General features: G+C 59.0%; 12 protein-coding genes. 7 read left to right on the top strand and 5 right to left on the bottom strand.

All coding sequences use genetic code 11. From position 1 onward, the window contains the following. Positions 1–98 precede the first annotated feature (98 nt). Together PspCFBP13508_RS07200 and PspCFBP13508_RS07195 are read left to right on the top strand one after the other, a co-directional pair. Positions 99–1,520 (top strand): amino acid permease, encoded by a 1,422-nt coding sequence (locus PspCFBP13508_RS07200; protein WP_137214078.1) that lies wholly within the window; start codon positions 99–101, stop codon positions 1,518–1,520. Between the two features lie 390 nt (positions 1,521–1,910). Further along, a complete protein-coding gene (locus PspCFBP13508_RS07195; protein WP_137214077.1) occupies positions 1,911–5,504 on the top strand; it encodes a hypothetical protein in 3,594 nt (1,197 codons plus the stop codon). A gap of 49 nt (positions 5,505–5,553) precedes the next feature. On the opposite strand, the gene PspCFBP13508_RS07190 is transcribed toward PspCFBP13508_RS07195, so the two are convergent. Both PspCFBP13508_RS07190 and PspCFBP13508_RS07185 read right to left on the bottom strand, forming a co-directional pair. Further along, positions 5,554–7,173: an FMN-binding glutamate synthase family protein gene (locus tag PspCFBP13508_RS07190; RefSeq protein WP_137214076.1), complete on the bottom strand. Its 1,620-nt coding sequence runs from the start codon at positions 7,171–7,173 to the stop codon at positions 5,554–5,556. 158 nt (positions 7,174–7,331) lie between these two features. Next, a complete protein-coding gene (locus tag PspCFBP13508_RS07185; RefSeq protein WP_137214075.1) occupies positions 7,332–8,132 on the bottom strand; it encodes a LuxR C-terminal-related transcriptional regulator in 801 nt (266 codons plus the stop codon). Between the two features lie 124 nt (positions 8,133–8,256). Between PspCFBP13508_RS07185 and PspCFBP13508_RS07180 the strand changes: the two genes are divergently transcribed. Continuing rightward, positions 8,257–9,078 (top strand): carbon-nitrogen hydrolase family protein, encoded by an 822-nt coding sequence (locus PspCFBP13508_RS07180; RefSeq protein ID WP_137214074.1) that lies wholly within the window; start codon positions 8,257–8,259, stop codon positions 9,076–9,078. Between the two features lie 265 nt (positions 9,079–9,343). Continuing rightward, positions 9,344–10,669: an APC family permease gene (locus PspCFBP13508_RS07175; RefSeq protein WP_137214073.1), complete on the top strand. Its 1,326-nt coding sequence runs from the start codon at positions 9,344–9,346 to the stop codon at positions 10,667–10,669. A 7-nt stretch (positions 10,670–10,676) separates the two neighbouring features. Here PspCFBP13508_RS07175 and PspCFBP13508_RS07170 read toward each other — a convergent pair whose 3' ends face one another. From PspCFBP13508_RS07170 to PspCFBP13508_RS07160, 3 genes are read right to left on the bottom strand one after another with little or no spacing between them, the layout of a single operon-like run. Further along, on the bottom strand, positions 10,677–12,080 hold the full coding sequence (locus PspCFBP13508_RS07170) for an ATP-binding protein (RefSeq protein WP_130909507.1): 1,404 nt from the start codon (positions 12,078–12,080) through the stop codon (positions 10,677–10,679). Continuing rightward, positions 12,077–13,891, bottom strand: a complete 1,815-nt coding sequence (locus tag PspCFBP13508_RS07165; RefSeq protein WP_130909508.1) for a DAHL domain-containing protein — start codon at positions 13,889–13,891, stop codon at positions 12,077–12,079. The genes PspCFBP13508_RS07170 and PspCFBP13508_RS07165 overlap by 4 nt, the downstream gene beginning before the upstream one ends. Beyond that, positions 13,888–14,838 carry a cytochrome c peroxidase gene (locus tag PspCFBP13508_RS07160; protein ID WP_241669503.1) on the bottom strand — a complete coding sequence of 317 codons (951 nt, stop codon included), beginning with the start codon at positions 14,836–14,838 and terminating at the stop codon, positions 13,888–13,890. Before PspCFBP13508_RS07160 ends, PspCFBP13508_RS07165 begins: the two co-directional genes overlap by 4 nt. A 287-nt stretch (positions 14,839–15,125) precedes the next feature. On the opposite strand from PspCFBP13508_RS07160, the gene PspCFBP13508_RS07155 reads away from it, so the two are divergent. The 3 genes from PspCFBP13508_RS07155 to PspCFBP13508_RS07145 all read left to right on the top strand — a co-directional run bounded on the left by PspCFBP13508_RS07155 (position 15,126) and on the right by PspCFBP13508_RS07145 (position 17,579). Then, the gene (locus tag PspCFBP13508_RS07155; RefSeq protein ID WP_137214072.1) at positions 15,126–16,490 is read left to right on the top strand and encodes an HD domain-containing phosphohydrolase; all 1,365 of its coding nucleotides are present in this window, start codon (positions 15,126–15,128) and stop codon (positions 16,488–16,490) included. Positions 16,491–16,547: 57 nt separating this feature from the next. Then, on the top strand, positions 16,548–16,982 hold the full coding sequence (locus tag PspCFBP13508_RS07150) for an NUDIX domain-containing protein (protein ID WP_137214071.1): 435 nt from the start codon (positions 16,548–16,550) through the stop codon (positions 16,980–16,982). Between the two features lie 99 nt (positions 16,983–17,081). Further along, on the top strand, positions 17,082–17,579 hold the full coding sequence (locus tag PspCFBP13508_RS07145; protein WP_137214070.1) for a GNAT family N-acetyltransferase: 498 nt from the start codon (positions 17,082–17,084) through the stop codon (positions 17,577–17,579). Positions 17,580–17,697 lie beyond the last annotated feature (118 nt).

Below are 17,697 nucleotides of genomic sequence, written 5' to 3'. Positions count from 1 at the left end.
CCACGAAGCTGACGCGGTTTCCTGCCCAGCCAAGGCCTATCGGCCGACGCTTCGAAACCCGGTGGTCATATCCAATAACAAGACGAGGTTGTACCCCTATGCCAGTTGGCAATCCTCTGCCGCACGGCGACACCGCTTCGGGCGGTCCGCTCAAACGTGAACTCGGCGAACGGCATATCCGCCTGATGGCGCTCGGTGCCTGTATCGGCGTCGGTCTGTTTCTCGGTTCGGCCAAGGCTATCGAAATGGCTGGCCCGGCGATCATGCTCTCTTACATCCTTGGTGGTCTGGCGATCCTGGTGATCATGCGCGCGCTCGGCGAAATGGCCGTGCACAACCCGGTGGCCGGCTCGTTCAGCCGCTACGCGCAGGATTATCTCGGTCCGCTGGCCGGCTTTCTCACCGGCTGGAATTACTGGTTTCTGTGGCTGGTGACCTGCGTCGCGGAAATCACCGCCGTGGCCGTGTACATGGGCATCTGGTTCCCCGATGTGCCGCGCTGGATCTGGGCCTTGGCAGCGCTGATCAGCATGGGCTCGATCAACCTGATCGCAGTCAAAGCCTTCGGCGAATTCGAATTCTGGTTCGCCCTGATCAAGATCGTCACCATCATCGCCATGGTCATTGGCGGCGTCGGCATCATCGCTTTCGGTTTCGGTAACGATGGCGTGGCGCTGGGCATTTCCAATCTCTGGGCCCATGGCGGTTTCATGCCCAACGGCGTGACCGGTGTGCTGATGTCGCTGCAGATGGTCATGTTCGCCTACCTCGGCGTCGAGATGATCGGCCTCACCGCCGGTGAAGCGAAAAACCCACAGAAGACCATTCCCGACGCGATCGGCTCGGTGTTCTGGCGGATTCTGCTGTTCTACGTCGGCGCGCTGTTCGTGATCCTGTCGATCTACCCGTGGAACGAAATCGGCACCCAAGGCAGCCCGTTTGTGATGACCTTCGAGCGGCTGGGCATCAAGACCGCCGCCGGTATCATCAACTTCGTGGTGATTACTGCGGCGCTGTCGTCGTGCAACGGCGGCATCTTCAGCACCGGGCGCATGCTCTACAGCCTGGCGCAGAACGGCCAGGCCCCGGCCGGTTTCGCCAAGACCTCGAACAACGGCGTGCCACGCCGGGCGCTGTTGCTGTCGATTGCGGTGTTGCTGCTGGGTGTAGTGCTCAACTATCTGGTGCCGGAAAAAGTCTTCGTCTGGGTCACCTCGATTGCCACCTTCGGTGCGATCTGGACCTGGGTGATGATCCTTCTCGCCCAGCTGAAATTCCGCAAAGGCCTGAGCGCCAGCGAACGTGCCGGCCTCAAGTACAAGATGTGGCTGTACCCGGTCAGTTCGTACTTTGCATTGGCATTTCTGGTGCTGGTGGTCGGCCTGATGGCGTACTTCCCGGATACCCGCGTGGCGCTGTATGTCGGGCCTGCGTTTCTGGTGTTGCTGACGGTGTTGTTTTACGTGTTCAAGTTGCAGCCGAATAACTTATCGCGAGATGCCGTGCGTTCCGCGTCGTAAGTTATTAAACGCGCAAGACCTCCGGAAAAGGTCGCTGCCTGCAGGAGTTTCTACATGGTAAGTAATGTGGATATTGTTGCAGAAAGCGATCTTTTTTTGTTGTAACAGTAATCGTGAGGCTCCCGTTTGTAATTTCAAGAGGCAGCTTTGCAAGTATTTTCATGTTGTAAGTTTCCACGCCTGATGCCGGTTTTAGAGTGAATGGGTATGGCTGACTTTGGTTGGTCTATTGTTTGGCAACATTCAATCGGTCATATTCTTGATAAGTTTGGTATTTAAATGGTGTCTGGCGGCTCTGATATGATTTATTGGTAATACTTCTGGCCTTCAAATTAAAGCGTGTTCTATCGCCTACTTCGGATTCTATTTAATCCGTTGAAGGAAAATAAAATGTCTGAATCCAACATGGACCTCGTTGGTGAAGTATCGGCACCTGAGAATAATCAGTTTGAGCACCTCGCGGCCAGCCTGGAAATCGCAAAAGTAAATTCCCATCCGTTTGGTGACTTTGCCGGTGCATTGTCCTGGTCAATTCCATTGACTGTTGCGCAACAAAAAGAAGCCTTGCACGCCACCAGTGTTTTTCTGGATAGCCTTGATTTCATTGCGCTACCGGGTGCCGGAGTGCTGGACTATCTGGACGTAGACGAGCGGCTTGCGAATGAGGCGCTGAGTGATCCGCTGTCGGCATTGGCAAGACTCATCAACAGTCCTCGCGGGCAGGCTCTGGGTCTTGCAATCCAGACCCGCTTGAACGGCATCGCCACCGATGTCAGCGCCGCCGAGTACGCAATGGCCGGCATTCATTTGAGTCTGCATCAGGGCGATATTGATCAGCCGTCACGCAGCAAAGTTGCTGGCTTCGATCTAGCCGGAGAGAAACTCTGGGGCAAACCCCCTTTGCAGGTATTCGATAACCTGGTGGCTTACTTGATCAAGGAACGCTTGAGCAGCCGCCGACTGGCCGGATTGACCGCCGCTCTGTTGCTGGTTCGCAAGGCGCCCGAGTTTCTCATCAAGAAATTTCCCCCCGACTTGAAATACGGCACCACGGCATGGTTCAACCTGAACGTCGCGGCGCGAACGATCGAGGCCTACACACCCGGGAAAGTCGCCTATATGACCTTTGCTCAAGTTATGGCCAGCGCAGAAAGCGCTTCGTTGATCGACTCGCAGGTTTTTCAGCACGTTCAGGCCGCCGCGCTGGCAGATTGGGGCGTAGTCAACGGCGTGGTGCAAAAGAACCACGGTGAACATTACACCCGTGACGAACTGGAGCGCGCCAAGACACACTTCAACCTGCAACTGGCCGGTCGTCTCAACACCTCGATTTTGTTGAACAGCCAATTGCCAAGCCGCAAAGCCATCGCGCTGGACAGACTGCAGAAAAAGTTCAAAGGCGACATACCGTTTGAAGAGCGCCTGCTGGAGCAGCCCAAGGTTGCCGGAGGCGACGGGCTCTTGTTGTACCCGACCCTCAACGGCCGATACTCGCTGCTCGACATCGTCATGATGGGCGGGCCGCCCTACTATCAATGGACGACCCGCGATCCGCGCTTGCTTCCGCTGCTTGACCAGATCAATGCACCGCTGGAACTTGGCGCGGCAGATGCCTTCCAGGCACAATTTGAAAATGCTATCGGCAACCTCAAGCAAGGCGCACTGCTGTTTGTAAAACATCTGATCGCCGAGTTGCCGCTGCAGGACAGGAAAAACCTGGAACACGGCCACGTCTCGTTTTACCAATACAAGACCTACCGCTTGAGTCTGAATATTGTCGGCAGAAACCTGATATCTACAAGCGCCATCCTCAGGGTGAAGGTTGATCTGGGCCAGGAATCGAAGCTTTATGATATCGATCTGAAACAAGGGGTTATCCGGACCCGGTCCTACGATCCAGCAGAAGCGTCCGAGCGCACAAATGCATCTGTTCCGAGCATCAAGCACACCATCGAGCCATTGCTGCTGGCTGACCAGTCGCAAGCCGCTAAGCTCCTGCCAAAAAGCGCAAAAAGCTCTTCAGTGCCCGTCAGTTATTCGAGCGAGCGCACCGAGCTGATTGCTCAAGCCTTTGTGCAACATCTGGATCTGGACAACGAGGACATTTTGCAGGCAGCAAAGGGCCAGACCACGCAAGACGGGGAAAACGCGTTCGTGCAGAGGGTCATCGATTTCGTGGTCGACCTGATCCCGTTCAAGACGGCGATCGCCAACTTCGTCGACGGCAACTATGCCGACGGCGCAGTGGACCTGTTTTTTGATGTATTGGGCTTTGTTACTGCCGGTGCAAGTGTTGCCGGAAAACTGGCCAGGATTGGTGTTTCCACGGCGTCAGCCATCAGCAAGACACTCAAGGCGGCGAAGATAATCGGTGCGGTGGTCATCACCGAACTCAATCCGTTGATCGCCCTGCGTGACGTGGGCGTGGGGGCGACCCGGCTGCTTGGTCAAGGCCTCAGATTTCTCGGCGAGCAAGGCCTGCGGCAGATCATGGCATTGCGCAGAGTGTCAGACCCCAGCGAGTTATTGCGGTTACTGCGCAAAGAACACGGGCCCGCACTGATAGGTACCTGGAAGATAAACCAGCAAAGTGTCGATGGCATCGGCGTGCTGAAAGACCAGCAGTGGCATCACTACAACCCGCTGAACAATCGGCTTTACGGCGCACCGGGCGATTTCCGGCCCAAGCCTGAAATCCTTGGAGTGAACGGATTCACTAACAGCGATTTCAACCGCTTCGCCATCAAGCCCTCGGTACTCGTCGGTCTTGAGAGCAATGCCCGGGGTATTTTCCGCAGCGCGGACGGCCAACGCTTTTATATCCGCAATATCGACGCCGCTGGCAAGGAAGCGGTGTATGGAATCAGGAATGATTTCAATCTGGCAGACGATTTCACCGACGTGGTGATTGTTGACCCGGCGACGAACCGCACGCACGGCGCCAGACTCTGGCAAGTTGCGCCGGATCAATGGCAGCCGGTTTCGCTGCGTGGCGGTGAGCTGCCGCAAGGTGCAACAGACGTGCCGGTGGGGGCGACTGTCGATGAAAGTACCCGTCTCAGCCATCAGCTTGTGTACACCTCAAGCAATCCGCTACGTCCGGGCTCGGCATTTATGCGCCATCGGCTGCCCAACGGTTTATGGGAACCGGTCATCGAAGTCGTTGCTAACAGTGAGGTTGCACACCTTGCGTACGATTGTGGTCTGCCTTCCCTGACGCGTTATTCGCTGCAGCGCACCGGCATTCATGAAGCCTTGTCGCCGGCGCAATTAAGCCGGTTACCGGTGGCCACCGAATTGTTGCAACCGGGGCGCGTCAATTACAGCGCCGAGATCGCGTCACAACTGGCCAATCAGGAGGGCGGGGCAAGTTTCGTCTTTGTCATGGAGCGCGTTCAGCCTGCCAACTCGGTCCGGACGCAATTCAATGCATTGAAAATCCATGACCCGAAAATCGACAAGCTTCCGCAGTCGTCAGATGCCGTGGTCGGTTACTGGGCCGCGCAGGGAGGTTATGTCGATATTCCGGTCCACCCCAAGTGGGGCGAGCCCGATCATTTGTTTACGCCTGGCTTCAGTGGCTGCTCGCTGGTGGTCGATCAACTCGACGCCAGTCGCCTGCGGGTCAGGCATGTCGAGGGTGGCAAGGAACTCGCTCAGTACAATGGCCTCGCCACGCATGAGCACGGTCTGGGTCTCAGCGCGTCCATGGAATATCCCGACTATGGGCTGCGTGTGAATGCAAACGGTCAGGCGGACTCGCGGCTGTTGGGTTTTGCGTTTATGAAATACGACCGCGCGGCGCAATCCTGGAAGTTGCATTTCCAGGCCAGTGAAGGTGCGGGCACGATCATAAAATATTCATCGGAGAAACCTGGCTGGATAACGCAACCGGACACACTGGTCAGCGTTTATCCCAACCCCGGCGTGATTAAAACAGTCACCAGGCCGGTGCCGGTTGTTGAAGGTGCTACTGCCGCGTGATGTAACGGATGTCGAGCGCCAATCCGTCGTGCGGATTGGCGCTTTGCAGTTACGCGGCAGCCACTTCCAAAGGTTCAAAACTGTCCGCCCGCGCCATCTGCCACATCCGCGAATAAAACTCGCCGTTCACTTCCCCAGTGAGCAATTCCCCGGGTTTCAGAAATACATGCAGCTGCGAGAACAGTTTGATCTCGGTCGCCGACATGCGTCGCACCAGATGCTTGGCCGACAGTTGCGATGGATGATCGAGCCCGGCGGCAGCGAGCATCTCCGCCAACGCTTTGAGCGTGCTGCGATGGAAGTTGTAGACGCGCTGGGCTTTGTCTGGGACCACCAGAGCGCGCTGGCGCAGGGCGTCCTGGGTGGCGACGCCGGTCGGGCATTTGTTGGTGTGGCACGACTGCGACTGGATGCAGCCGATGGCGAACATGAAGCCGCGCGCGGAGTTGGCCCAGTCGGCGCCGATGGCCAGCACGCTGGCGATGTCGAAGGCGCTGACGATCTTGCCGCTGGCGCCGAGTTTGATCTTGTCGCGCAGGTTCAAGCCGACCAGCGTGTTATGCACGAACAACAGGCCTTCGCGCATCGGCACGCCGATGTGGTCGGTGAACTCGACAGGCGCTGCGCCAGTGCCGCCTTCCTTGCCATCGACGACGATGAAGTCGGGAAGAATGCCGGTTTCCAGCATGGCCTTGGCAATGCCCATGAATTCCCACGGATGGCCGAGGCAGAATTTGAAGCCCACCGGTTTGCCACCGGACAGTTCGCGCAGTTGCTGGATGAATTGCATCATCTCGATTGGCGTGGAAAACGCACTGTGGCGCGACGGCGAAACGCAGTCCTCGCCCATCAGGATGCCACGGGTTTCAGCGATTTCCCTGGTGACCTTGTGCTTGGGCAAGATCCCGCCATGGCCGGGTTTGGCGCCCTGGCTCATCTTGATTTCGATCATGCGCACTTGCGGATTCTGCGCCTGCACGGCGAAGCGTTCCGGGTCGAAGCGGCCGTCGCTGGTGCGGCAGCCAAAGTAGCCGCTGCCCAGCTCCCAGGTCAGGTCGCCGCCGTGTTCGCGGTGATACGGGCTGATACTGCCTTCGCCAGTGTCGTGGGCAAAGTTGCCGAGTTTCGCGCCCTGGTTCAAGGCGCGAATGGCATTGGCGCTGAGCGAGCCGAAGCTCATCGCCGAGATATTGAAGATCGACGCTGAATACGGCTGCGTGCACTGCGGCCCGCCGACAGTGACGCGGAAACCATTCGGGTCGCTCAACGGCGCCGGGCGCATCGAGTGGCCGATGAATTCGAAGCCGGACTGGTAGACGTCGATCAGCGTGCCGAACGGTTTGTCGGCGGTTTCGTTTTTCGCTCGCGAGTACACCAGCGAACGCTGCGCGCGGGAGAAGGGCAGGGCGTCGCTGTCGGATTCGAGCAGATACTGGCGAATCTCCGGGCGGATGCCTTCGACCAGATAACGGATATTGCCCAGAATCGGGTAATTGCGGCGCACTGCGTGGCGCGTCTGCAACAAGTCGAACACGCCGAGCAGGCTCAGCACTGCGGTGACGGCGGTGATCGGCCACAGCCAGTCATGTTCGAGAAAGGGCAGGCTGGCGAGGGTGAAAATCACACAGACGGCAAAGAAGGCGTAGCGGCTCAGCAAAGACAGGCTCATACGGTTTCCCTGGTTCGGACTCAATTTTGTGCAACGACACGCATTTCTGTGAGAGCGAGCCTGCTCGCGAAGACGGCGGACCAGCCAACCTTGATGTCGGCCATGAGGGCCTCTTCGCGAGCAGGCTCACTCCCACAAAAAGCGTTAGTCACATTGTTTCAGGCGTTCTGCGCCTGCAGAAAAATCGAAAACAGCTCGGACTGGGATTTGATCCCCAGCTTGCTGTACATGTGTTTCTTATGGACTTTTACGGTTTCCACGGAGATTTCCAGCTTACGGGCGATTTCCTTACTGGAACAACCGCTGAGCATCAAACGCCCGACGTCCAGTTCCCGCGCGGTCAATTGGGCGCCCTTGAGCTGTTGCACCGACGCTTCCAGTTGCACCCGCCAGTCTGCCTGCGCAGGTGCGACGGCGAGGGCCACGGTTTCGTTGATTTCGTACGGCAGACGTTGGCGCAACAGGCCCAGCACCCATGGTTGAATCAAAGACAGCAAAGCGATCTGTTCGCCAGTGAAACGTTTTTCACTGCCCAGCGACAGGCACAGCGTGCGCTCGCCTTCGAGCTGGCAATTGAACTGGATTTCGTCGGCCACCACATTCAGACGAAAGTATCGCTGGTAATACTCGGTCAGCTCGAAATGCTCCGGCGCGACTTCCGAGAGGCGATACAGACCGGTGCGCGATTGCTCGCGGCAGGCGATGTAGAACGGATCGAGCAGATACAGCCCGCGCAGATAATCCTGGAACAACGGGTCCGGACTGCCGTCCTCGCCGGGGCATTCGGCGAAGACTTGCGGATGCTGATCGGTGCTGAACAGCAGCACCACCCAGCTATCGAACGCCACGTACTGCTCAAGCAGACGCACCAGTTGCGCCCAGAAATTCGGCTTGTCGAGCGCGTCGATCAATTGCCCGACGGCGCGGTGCCAAGTGATGTCATTCAACGAAAGTGTCATCGATCTACCCCTATCGGGTTACCCCGGCCGCGTGATTCCCTGGCCGGTTGCTTGCTGCGCATACTGGCCCACAGACAGGCACCGGGCAATCTTTCCGGGCCGGGCCACATAACAAGGGATAACCATGAAAGTCGAACTCGCCCAACTGGCGGGCCGTGACAACGACACGGCTTACAACCTCGAACGCGCACTGGCGGCGATTGCTGCCTGCGCGGCCGACACGCAAATGATCGTGTTCCCGGAAACCCACCTGATGGGCTTCCCCAACGCCGAAACCGTGGCGCAGATCGCCGAACCGCTCGACGGCCCGACCGTCAGCGCCGTGCTCGCGGCGGCGCGTGAGCATGACATCGCCGTGGTGGTGGGCATGGCCGAGAACGACAACGGCCGCTTCTACAACACGACGTTGTTGATCACACCCGAAGGCATCGCCCTGAAATACCGCAAGACCCATCTGTGGGCGTCGGATCGCGGCGTGTTCGGGGCCGGCGACCGCTACACCACCTGTGCGTGGAACGGCGTGCGCGTGGGCCTGTTGATCTGCTACGACATCGAGTTCCCGGAAACCGCCCGCGCCCTGGCGCAACTGGGCGTGGAATTGCTCATCGTCACCAACGGCAACATGGACCCGTACGGCCCGACCCACCGCACCGCGATCATGGCCCGCGCCCAGGAAAACCAGGCGTTTGCGCTGATGGTCAATCGTGTCGAGGCGGGCGATGACGGTCTGGTGTTTGCCGGCGGCAGCGCGCTGGTCGATCCGCTGGGGGCGCTGCTGTTCGAGGCCGGGCGCGAAGAAGGGCAGTTCAGGGTCGAGCTGGATTTCACGCAACTGGAGATTGCGCGCAAGGATTATCGCTATCTGGATGATCAGCGTTTGAAGTTGCCGGGAGAGGTGGTGGAGCAGGCTTGCGGTGTTCGCGAGCTATTTATTCCACACCGATAACCGCTGCCCTCACCCTAGCCCTCTCCTGGAGGGAGAGGGGACTGACCGAGGTGTACTTTCGAGATACATCGACCTGAGATACCGAGTCGAACTCAGATATTGAAGTCCACATAGATCGGCTCCTTTTCCCCCTCGCCCCCTTTGGGGGAGAGGGCTGGGGTGAGGGGTAACGATCTTCAGTCGAACAAAAACAATCAGCCACACCCGAAATTTTCGCCGAACCCGGCTCTGCCATAAATCCAATAACATTCGGAGTAAGTCGCCCATGGCTCGTTTGCAACGCACCCTTTCGCTAGGGTCGGTGGTGCTGTTCGGCATCGCCTACATGACGCCGATCATTGTCCTCGGCACTTTCGGCATCCTCGCCCAGTCCACCGCTGGCATGGTGCCGGCCGCCTACCTGGCGGCGCTGGTGGCGATGTTCTTCACCGCCATGAGTTACGGACGCATGGCCGCCGCTTTCCCGGTGGCCGGCTCGGCGTACAGCTACGTGCGCAAGGCAATCAGCCCGAAACTCGGTTTCATTGCCGGCTGGGCGGTGTTGCTCGATTACCTGTTCCTGCCGATGGCGATCTGGCTGATCGGCGCGGCTTATCTGGCCTCGGCGTTCCCGTCGATCCCGCAATGGATCTGGGTGCTGGCGTTCATCGGCATCACCAGTGCGATCAACGTCGTCGGGCTGAAACTGGCCAACGGCATCAATGCCTTGCTGATGCTGGTGCAGTTTCTCGTGTTGATCGCCTTCGTTGCGCTGTGCGTGCACTACATCGGCGGCGATGCGAGCACGCCGCTGTGGTCAGTCAAACCGTTCTTCAACGGCGACATGCAGATGCCGCTGATCATGAGCGGCGCGGCGATTGCCTGCTATTCATTCCTTGGCTTCGACGCAGTCAGCACCCTGACCGAAGAGACCCGCGATCCACGCCGCACCATTCCCCGGGCGATCATGCTGATCACCTTGATCGGTGGCCTGATCTTCGTTGGCGTTTCGTACTTCGTGCAGATCGCTCATCCATCGTTCCAGTTCGACAGCGTCGACTCGGCTGCCTATGAAATCGCGCGCAATATCGGTGGCGACCTGTTCGTGTCGATCTTCCTGATCGGCCTGATCGTCGGCCAGTTCGCCTCGGGGCTGTCGGCCCAGGCCAGCGGTTCGCGACTGCTGTTCGCCATGGGCCGCGACGGCGTCTTGCCGAAGTCATTTTTCGGCACCTTGCACGCGCGCTTCGGCACCCCGGTCAACAGCATTCTGTTGTGCGCGGCGGTGGCGTTGCTGGCGCTGAAACTCGACGTCACCACCTCGACCTCATTCATCAACTTCGGCGCGTTTCTCGCGTTCAGCCTGGTCAACCTGTCGGTGATCTTCCATTACTGGATCGGCGGCGAGAAAAAAGGCCCGCGCGAGCTGCTGCTGTTTTTGCTCTGCCCGCTGATCGGTCTGGTGGCCGACCTGTGGCTGATGGTCAGTCTCGATCATCTGGCGGTGTGGCTGGGGCTGAGCTGGTTGGCGATTGGCGTGGTTTACCTCGCCGTGCTCACCAGCGGTTTCCGCCGTCAGCCGCCGGAACTGGATTTTCAGGAAGCCGGCTGAAGGTGTCTCAAGCGGCCGGGCTGTTCTGGCGCATGGGCAGTTCGACACGGAACGTCGTGCCCACGCCCGGTTCGCTGCGCACCCGAATGTCTCCGCCATGTTTTTTCACGATGCCGTAGGACAGCGACAGGCCGAGGCCGGTGCCCTGGCCGACCGGTTTGGTGGTGAAAAACGGGTCGAAGATTTTCTGCAAGGTGTCCGGGGCAATGCCCGAGCCAGTGTCGGCGACCTCAACCCAGGCGATGTCTTGCTGCACACCGGTGCGCAAGGTGATGGTGCCACGCTCGGGCCCCATGGCCTGTGCGGCATTGACCACCAGGTTCATGATCACTTGATTGATTTGCGACGGCAGGCACTCGATGTCCGGTAACGGCTGGTACTCCCTGATCACGTCGGCTTTGTACTTGAGCTCGCTGGCAACGATGTTCAAAGTCGACTCGATGCCTTGCTGCAAATTGGCCCACTGCCATTGCTGACTGTTATCGACGCGGGAAAAATCCTTCAGGTCTTTGACGATCTGACCGACCCGGCCGATGCCTTCCTTGGACTCGCGAATCAACAGCGGAATGTCGTCGAGGAGAAAATCCAGCTCGGTCTCTTCACGCAGGCGCTGCAATCTGGCTGCCGCTTCGCTGTCGAGCCCAGGCAGATAGCTCTGATACGCCTCGAGCAGGGCCAGCAACTGTTTGAAATAGCCGTCGAGAGAACCAAGATTGGAGGAAATGAAACCGATCGGGTTGTTGATTTCGTGCGCGACGCCCGCAGCCATCTGTCCCAGTGACGCGAGCTTTTCAGACTGCACCAATTGGCTTTCCAGTTGCTTGCGCTCGTCGATTTCCCGTTGCAGGGCTTCGCTGGCCTGCTTGAATTCCAGGGTGCGCTGATCCACCAGATGTTCCAGATGGTGCATTTGCAACGAGGCCCTTTCGGTCATCTGCCATTTGGTCAGCAGGGTATTGGCCATCTGCTGCACTTCAATATTGTCGAACGGCTTTTTCAGGATCAGCAAGCGGTCGTGCGCCTGCAATCGGTCCAGCAATTCATCCCAGGAATAGTCCGAATACGCGGTGCAGACCACGACCTGCAATTGCGGGTCGTGCTGCCAGAGGTGTTCGATGGTTTTTGCACCGTCCCAGCCGTCGGGCATGCGCATGTCGACAAAGGCCAGTGCGTACGGACGTTGCTCCTGCAAAGCCTGGATCAGCTTGCCCAGCCCTTCCTCGCCACCGTAGGCCGAATCCAGTTCCAGCAATGGGCGCTGGGGACGAACCTGCGCCCCGAACAGTGCGGCCTCCATTTCGTCCAGCTCAACCGATTGCGCCGTGACCGGCGTGAGAATCTTGCGAAAGTCTTCATGAATCGACGGCATATCGTCGATCAGCAGAATGCGGCGGTTCGACAATTCGCTCATGCGTGCTCCGTTACGGTAATCAGCGGTAACTGCAGGGTGAACAGCGCGCCCTTGCCCGGTCCGTCGCTGTGGGCGCTGAGATGGCCGTTCATCTCGATCGCGGCCAGGGCGCAACTGTGCAGGCCGAAGCCGTGGCCTTCCTTGCGGGTGGTGAATCCGTGGGCAAAGATCCGTGCCATATTTTCCGCTGCGATGCCCTCGCCATCGTCCTTGACGCTGATCTGCAAAATGCTGTCATCGACAGTTTTCACTGCCAGAGTCATGGTCCGCGGGCGGTTGTTGAGGTCGGACATTGCGTACTTGGCGTTGCTGATGAGGTTGATCAGGATCAGCAGCAGGCGGTGTTTGTCGCCCATCACTTGCGGCACGTCGCCATAGTCCCTGACCACCGTGACGTGATGGCGGGTCAGGGCACCGGCGTTCATGCGCAAGGCGTCTTCGAGCAATTCATCGATGAACAGCGGCTCGGTCATGCTGCTGGCGCCGGCATAGGATTGCTGGGTGGCGACGATGTCCTTGATGTGGTCGACGCTTTTGCTCATTTGCATCAGCTCATCGGCCATTTCCTGTTGTTCCTGAGCTATGGCAGTGACCAGTTGGTTGAGGTAGGCGGGGAGCAATTTGCCTTTGGCGTCTTCGCGCAAAAATACGCCGAGGTCGTCCGGGTGCTCGTTGATCAACTGCATCGCCTTGGCCAGACCCTGGGTCTTGCTGTTGCGCAATTTTCGCGCAATCAGATCGGAAGAAATATTCACGCTGTTGAGCACGTTGCCGACGTTGTGCAGAACGTTGGTGGCGATTTCCGCCATGCCGGCCTGACGTGCGGCATCGAGCAGTTCGCTCTGTGCGTTTTTCAGTTCGCGGGTGCGCTCATCGACCCGCTGTTCCAGCACATCATTGGCGGTCTGCAGCGCCGCATTGACCCGGTTGATTTCGGCGAAACTGCCGATCAGGCGGATCGTCAGGCCCACCAGCGACAGCACCAGCAATACGGAAAACAGCAGCATGTAGAAATGGTATTGGCGGTCGATCCTGTCGGCCCGCTGCTGATCGCGATCAAGCAGGGTGGTCATGGTGTCCAGGCGTTCGGCGACGGGGATCGCTTCGATGCTTTCGAGCAATTGATTGACCTGCGGTTGTTCACGGGCAATCAGGGCTATGTGATTGCTCAGAATCCTGATCGGTGCCTGGAATTCTTCCGGCAGCCGTTGTGCATTGACCGCGAGTTTGTTCAGCCCCACCTCGATTTCGGCGGCGCGCTCGGCGCTGGTGACCTGGGCAAATTCCAGTGCACTGAGCAGCAGGTCGTAGGTGTCGGTGGTGATGTTCTGCAACTGCGATTTGTCGAAGTCGGGCAGGTTGGCCAGTTGCTGCTGAATGTCATCCTCGGCGGTTGGCAGGAACGCCAGCGAATTGCGCAGCAAGGCATTGTGGGATTTGAACTGCTCGACCAGTCGGGATTTCTCTTTCATCGCCTGCAGAAAATCGACATGCGCCTGGTGCCATTGCGCCGCTTCGTTGCGCCCATGCCCCGATTCGATGTCGGTAAAACGCTCCCAGAGCTGATTCATCGCGTTCATTGGCGATACCAGCGGGTCGTAGTTGTGCGAGATCGCCACCCTGGCCTTGAGGATCTCGTTTTCCCATAGCGAATCCTGCTGTTTGATCTGCCGGATGAGGTCCCGCGATTCGGTGTATGTCATCGTCTGGTCAGAGCTGGACTTGAAGTACAGAAACAGCAGCACCGAAGCCAGCGCGAATGCGATCAACGACAAGAGCAGCAGGCTGCGGCGCCGCGAAATGTTCATCATGGCTTGCCTTCCCACTGGCCGGTCAGGGTCTTGAGAAACTGAATGATCAGGGTTTTGTCTTCGTTGCCCGGCATGCGCCCCAGTTGATACTGGAACATGATGTCCACCGCCTGTTCGAGGGTCGCCGCCGAGCCGTCGTGGAAATACGGCGCGGTCAGTGCGACGTTGCGCAGGCTGGGAACCTTGAACACCGCACGATCGGCTTCGTCGCCGGTAACATTGAAGCGCCCCAGGTCGGCCTTTGTCGCCTGGCCGCGATCGGCAATGTAGTCGCCGAACACACCGAATTTCTGGAACATGTTGCCGCCAATGTTCACCCCTTGATGACAGGCAATGCAGCCGTACTCCTTGAACCGTTGGTAGCCCTGTTTTTCTTCGTAGCTGAGGATGGCGGTATCGCCCAGCAGGTACTGATCGAACCGGGAACCGGGGGTCAACAAGGTGCGCTCGAAGGCTGCGAGCGCCCGCTGAACATTGACCTTGGTGAGACCGTCCGGGTAGATCGCGGAGAAGCTGCGACGGTAGTCGGGGTCCTCGCCGATGCGTTTGAGGACCGTGTCCCAGTCGCTGCCCATTTCATGAGGGCTGGTGACGACCACATCGCTCTGCTCTTCGAGCGTCTCGACGCGGCCGTCCCAAAACTGGCGAAAGTTCAGGCTGGCGTTGAGCACCGTGGGCGTATTGATCGCCACCGGCTTGCCGTCGAACCCCAGAGACAGCGCGCGGTTGTCGGCACCATTCCTGTCCAGTTGATGGCAACTGGCGCAGGACAGGGTGTTATTTACCGATAACCTGGGGTCATGGAACAGTTGCCGCCCCAGAGCCACGCGCCCGGCATCCTGGCGGGGCAACTCTGGCAGTGGTTTGAGCGGCTCGTTCAGCGGTTCGGCGATAGCGCCGCCGCACAGCAGCAGCGTCAGGACCAGGCGCAGAAAAGCTGTTGGCAGATTCACGGGGCGCTACCGCACAAGGCTGTGTTCATGCCGCGCTGCCCGGGTTTTCGTACGCAGTTTTCGTCGAGAGCATCCCTTTCCCTCATCCTCGGGTTCGTCGGCGGCCATGACCGCTCATCGTATTGAGAGTAGTCGGCCGTTCGTCAGCTTGCCTGCGCAGCACGGCAGAAGTTTAGTGTGGGCAATCGGCAAAATCATCTAGCCTTCATGGCAGATGCGGATCGGTGCGGGGGGCACAGCGCCGCATCGTTCATGTTCACTGTTGCACTTGAGGCCATCCCATGGAAGAACAATCCACACCGTCCAGTCAGCGCTCCAGAGTGCTGCTGGTCGACGACGAGGAATCGATTCTCAACAGTCTGCGCCGCCTGCTGCGCAGCCAACCCTATGACGTTCTGCTGGCCACCAGCGGTGCCCAGGCGCTGGACCTGCTGGCGCAGCAACCGGTGGATCTGGTGATAAGCGATGCGCGTATGCCCGGCATGGACGGCGCGACCTTGCTGGCGCAGGTGCGCGAACGGCATCCGGGCACTTTGCGGATCATGCTCACCGGGTACGCTGACCCGAGCGCCATCATCAAGGCGATCAACGACGGGCAGATCCATCGTTACATCAGCAAACCGTGGAACGACGAAGAGCTGCTGCTGATCCTGCGTCAGGCGCTCGAGCATCAGCATTCGGAACGCGAACGCCAGCGCCTGGAGCGGCTTGCCCGCGCGCAGAATGCGCAACTGAAACAGCTCAACAGCGCGCTGGAAAAACACGTCGCGGCGCGGACCGCCGAGTTGCAGCAGACCGCTGACATGCTCGATCTGGCGTACGAAGAACTCAAACACAGCTATGTCACCGGCACAGAGGTGTTCTCGCTGCTGGCGAACCTGCGCTTGCCGCCCTCCAAGCAGACCAACCGGCAAATCATCGAACTGGTGCGCGGCTACAGCAAGGTCCATGGCCTGGATGAAGCGTCCAGTCGTGACCTGACCATGGCCGCCGCGCTCTACAACATCGGCAAACTGAGCTGGCCGGACTCGATGATGGTCACACCGTCGGATCTGCTGCATTCCGCAGAGCGCGAGCGTTATCGCGGCTATCCGAAGCAGAGCGAATCGCTGTTGATGACCCTTGACCCGATGAAAGATGCCGCCCGGTTGATCCTGCATCATCAGGAACACTGGGATGGCAGTGGCTTTCCCGACCGGCTCGAGGGCGATGCGATCCCGTTTGGCTCGCGGCTGCTGAAGCTGGCGGTGGATTTCGTCGAACTGCAACGCGGGTTGATTCTCGAGCGCCAGATGAATAACGACGAAGCGCTGCTGTACCTGCGCCAGTACAGTGGCCGGCTGTACGATCCGGAGCTGGTCGAGGCGTTTATCGAGGTGTGTGTGACGTTCCTCAACGATATCGCCCTGATTGATCCGCAGGTCAAAGTGTTGAGCACCCGCGAACTGGCCGCCGGCATGCTGCTGGCGCGCAATCTCAATGCTGATAACGGCATGCTCCTGCTCAACACCGGCAAGGTGCTGAGCGGCCCGCTGATCGAAAAACTGATTGCCTTCGAAGCCATGGAAGGCGGCAAGTACCGGGTCTTCGTCAAAGAGCCCGAGGAGCCAGAGGCCGCGCTCCAGGTGCAGGGCGAACGGGCATGACGGCAGGGGGGCGGGCATGGGATCCTTGGGTTTTTGCCTCAGGGATTTTCCTCGATCATGCCGCTGACTTCTCACGCTGCGCCCCGCACTCTCCATATCGCCGCTGCGCTGCTGCTCAACCCGCAAGGCCAGACCCTGCTGGTGCGCAAGCGCGGCACCACGGCGTTCATGCAACCGGGCGGCAAGATCGAGGCCCATGAGCTGCCGATCCACGCCCTGGCCCGAGAACTGGAAGAAGAATTGGGCCTGCAGATCGACCCGGCGCAGGCGATTTTCCTCAACAGCTTCTCCGCCACTGCCGCCAACGAGCCGGGCTACATCGTGCATGCGGAAATCTTTCAACTGACCATCGACACTGACGTCTGTCCGGCGGCGGAAATCGAGGAAGTCATCTGGGTCGATCCGGCCATTGATCCGGCGCTCGAGCTGGCGCCATTGACACGCGAACACATCCTGCCGTTTTATCGCCGTTCACTGACGGCACTCGCCTGATCATTCCCGCAAAGGACGTTGCCATGATCCCGTTGCAAGACCTTCTGATCTTTGCCGCCGCCGCATTGCTGATGTTCGAACAACGGCGGACCGCCTGAGGTGTGGATCGAACGGCTGGATGCCAGCCATGCCCTGGCTTACCGCGAACTGATGCTGGAAGCCTATGACCGGCATCCGCAGGCCTTCACTTCCAGCGTGCGCGAACGCGCGGTGATGCCGTTGAGCTGGTGGGAAGCGCGCCTGACCAACAAGCTCGATGTGGTTCTGGGCGCGTTCGACGACGGCACTTTGGCAGGGATTGTCGGCCTGGCCTTCGAGCCGCGCGAGAAGGCGCGCCACAAAGCCACGCTGTTCGGCATGTATGTCTCGGCGGATTTTCGTCGCAAAGGGCTGGGCTTTGATCTGGTCCAGGCGGCTCTGGCCGAAGCGCAAAAACATCCGGCGCTGAAACTGCTGCAGCTCACCGTGACTGCTGGCAACGACGCGGCTTTTCAGCTTTACCAGCGTTGTGGCTTTATCCAGTACGGCCTCGAACCGCTGGCGGTGCGGGTGGGCGAAGACTACTTCGACAAGATCCACATGTGGCGCCAGCTCTGATCCACCACGAAATCCTTGTGGGAGCGAGCCTGCTCGCGAAAGCGCTTTATCAGCAAACATGTTCGGCGACTGACACGGCGATTCGCGAGCAGGCTCGCTCCCACAGGGAGATCTCTTG

It is taken from the genome of Pseudomonas sp. CFBP13508 (genome assembly GCF_005233515.1).
In the GTDB taxonomy this organism is placed as follows: domain Bacteria; phylum Pseudomonadota; class Gammaproteobacteria; order Pseudomonadales; family Pseudomonadaceae; genus Aquipseudomonas; species Aquipseudomonas mercuritolerans.
Note: the sequence above shows the minus strand (reverse complement) of the source record. Positions and strands in the feature narration are given on the sequence as shown.

Coding starts and splice junctions, on each gene's coding strand:
- PspCFBP13508_RS07200 (WP_137214078.1), top strand. CDS start 99: ATGCCAGTTGGCAATCCTCTGCCGCACGGCGACACCGCTTCGGGCGGT.
- PspCFBP13508_RS07195 (WP_137214077.1), top strand. CDS start 1,911: ATGTCTGAATCCAACATGGACCTCGTTGGTGAAGTATCGGCACCTGAG.
- PspCFBP13508_RS07190 (WP_137214076.1), bottom strand. CDS start 7,173: ATGAGCCTGTCTTTGCTGAGCCGCTACGCCTTCTTTGCCGTCTGTGTG.
- PspCFBP13508_RS07185 (WP_137214075.1), bottom strand. CDS start 8,132: ATGACACTTTCGTTGAATGACATCACTTGGCACCGCGCCGTCGGGCAA.
- PspCFBP13508_RS07180 (WP_137214074.1), top strand. CDS start 8,257: ATGAAAGTCGAACTCGCCCAACTGGCGGGCCGTGACAACGACACGGCT.
- PspCFBP13508_RS07175 (WP_137214073.1), top strand. CDS start 9,344: ATGGCTCGTTTGCAACGCACCCTTTCGCTAGGGTCGGTGGTGCTGTTC.
- PspCFBP13508_RS07170 (WP_130909507.1), bottom strand. CDS start 12,080: ATGAGCGAATTGTCGAACCGCCGCATTCTGCTGATCGACGATATGCCG.
- PspCFBP13508_RS07165 (WP_130909508.1), bottom strand. CDS start 13,891: ATGATGAACATTTCGCGGCGCCGCAGCCTGCTGCTCTTGTCGTTGATC.
- PspCFBP13508_RS07155 (WP_137214072.1), top strand. CDS start 15,126: ATGGAAGAACAATCCACACCGTCCAGTCAGCGCTCCAGAGTGCTGCTG.
- PspCFBP13508_RS07150 (WP_137214071.1), top strand. CDS start 16,548: ATGCCGCTGACTTCTCACGCTGCGCCCCGCACTCTCCATATCGCCGCT.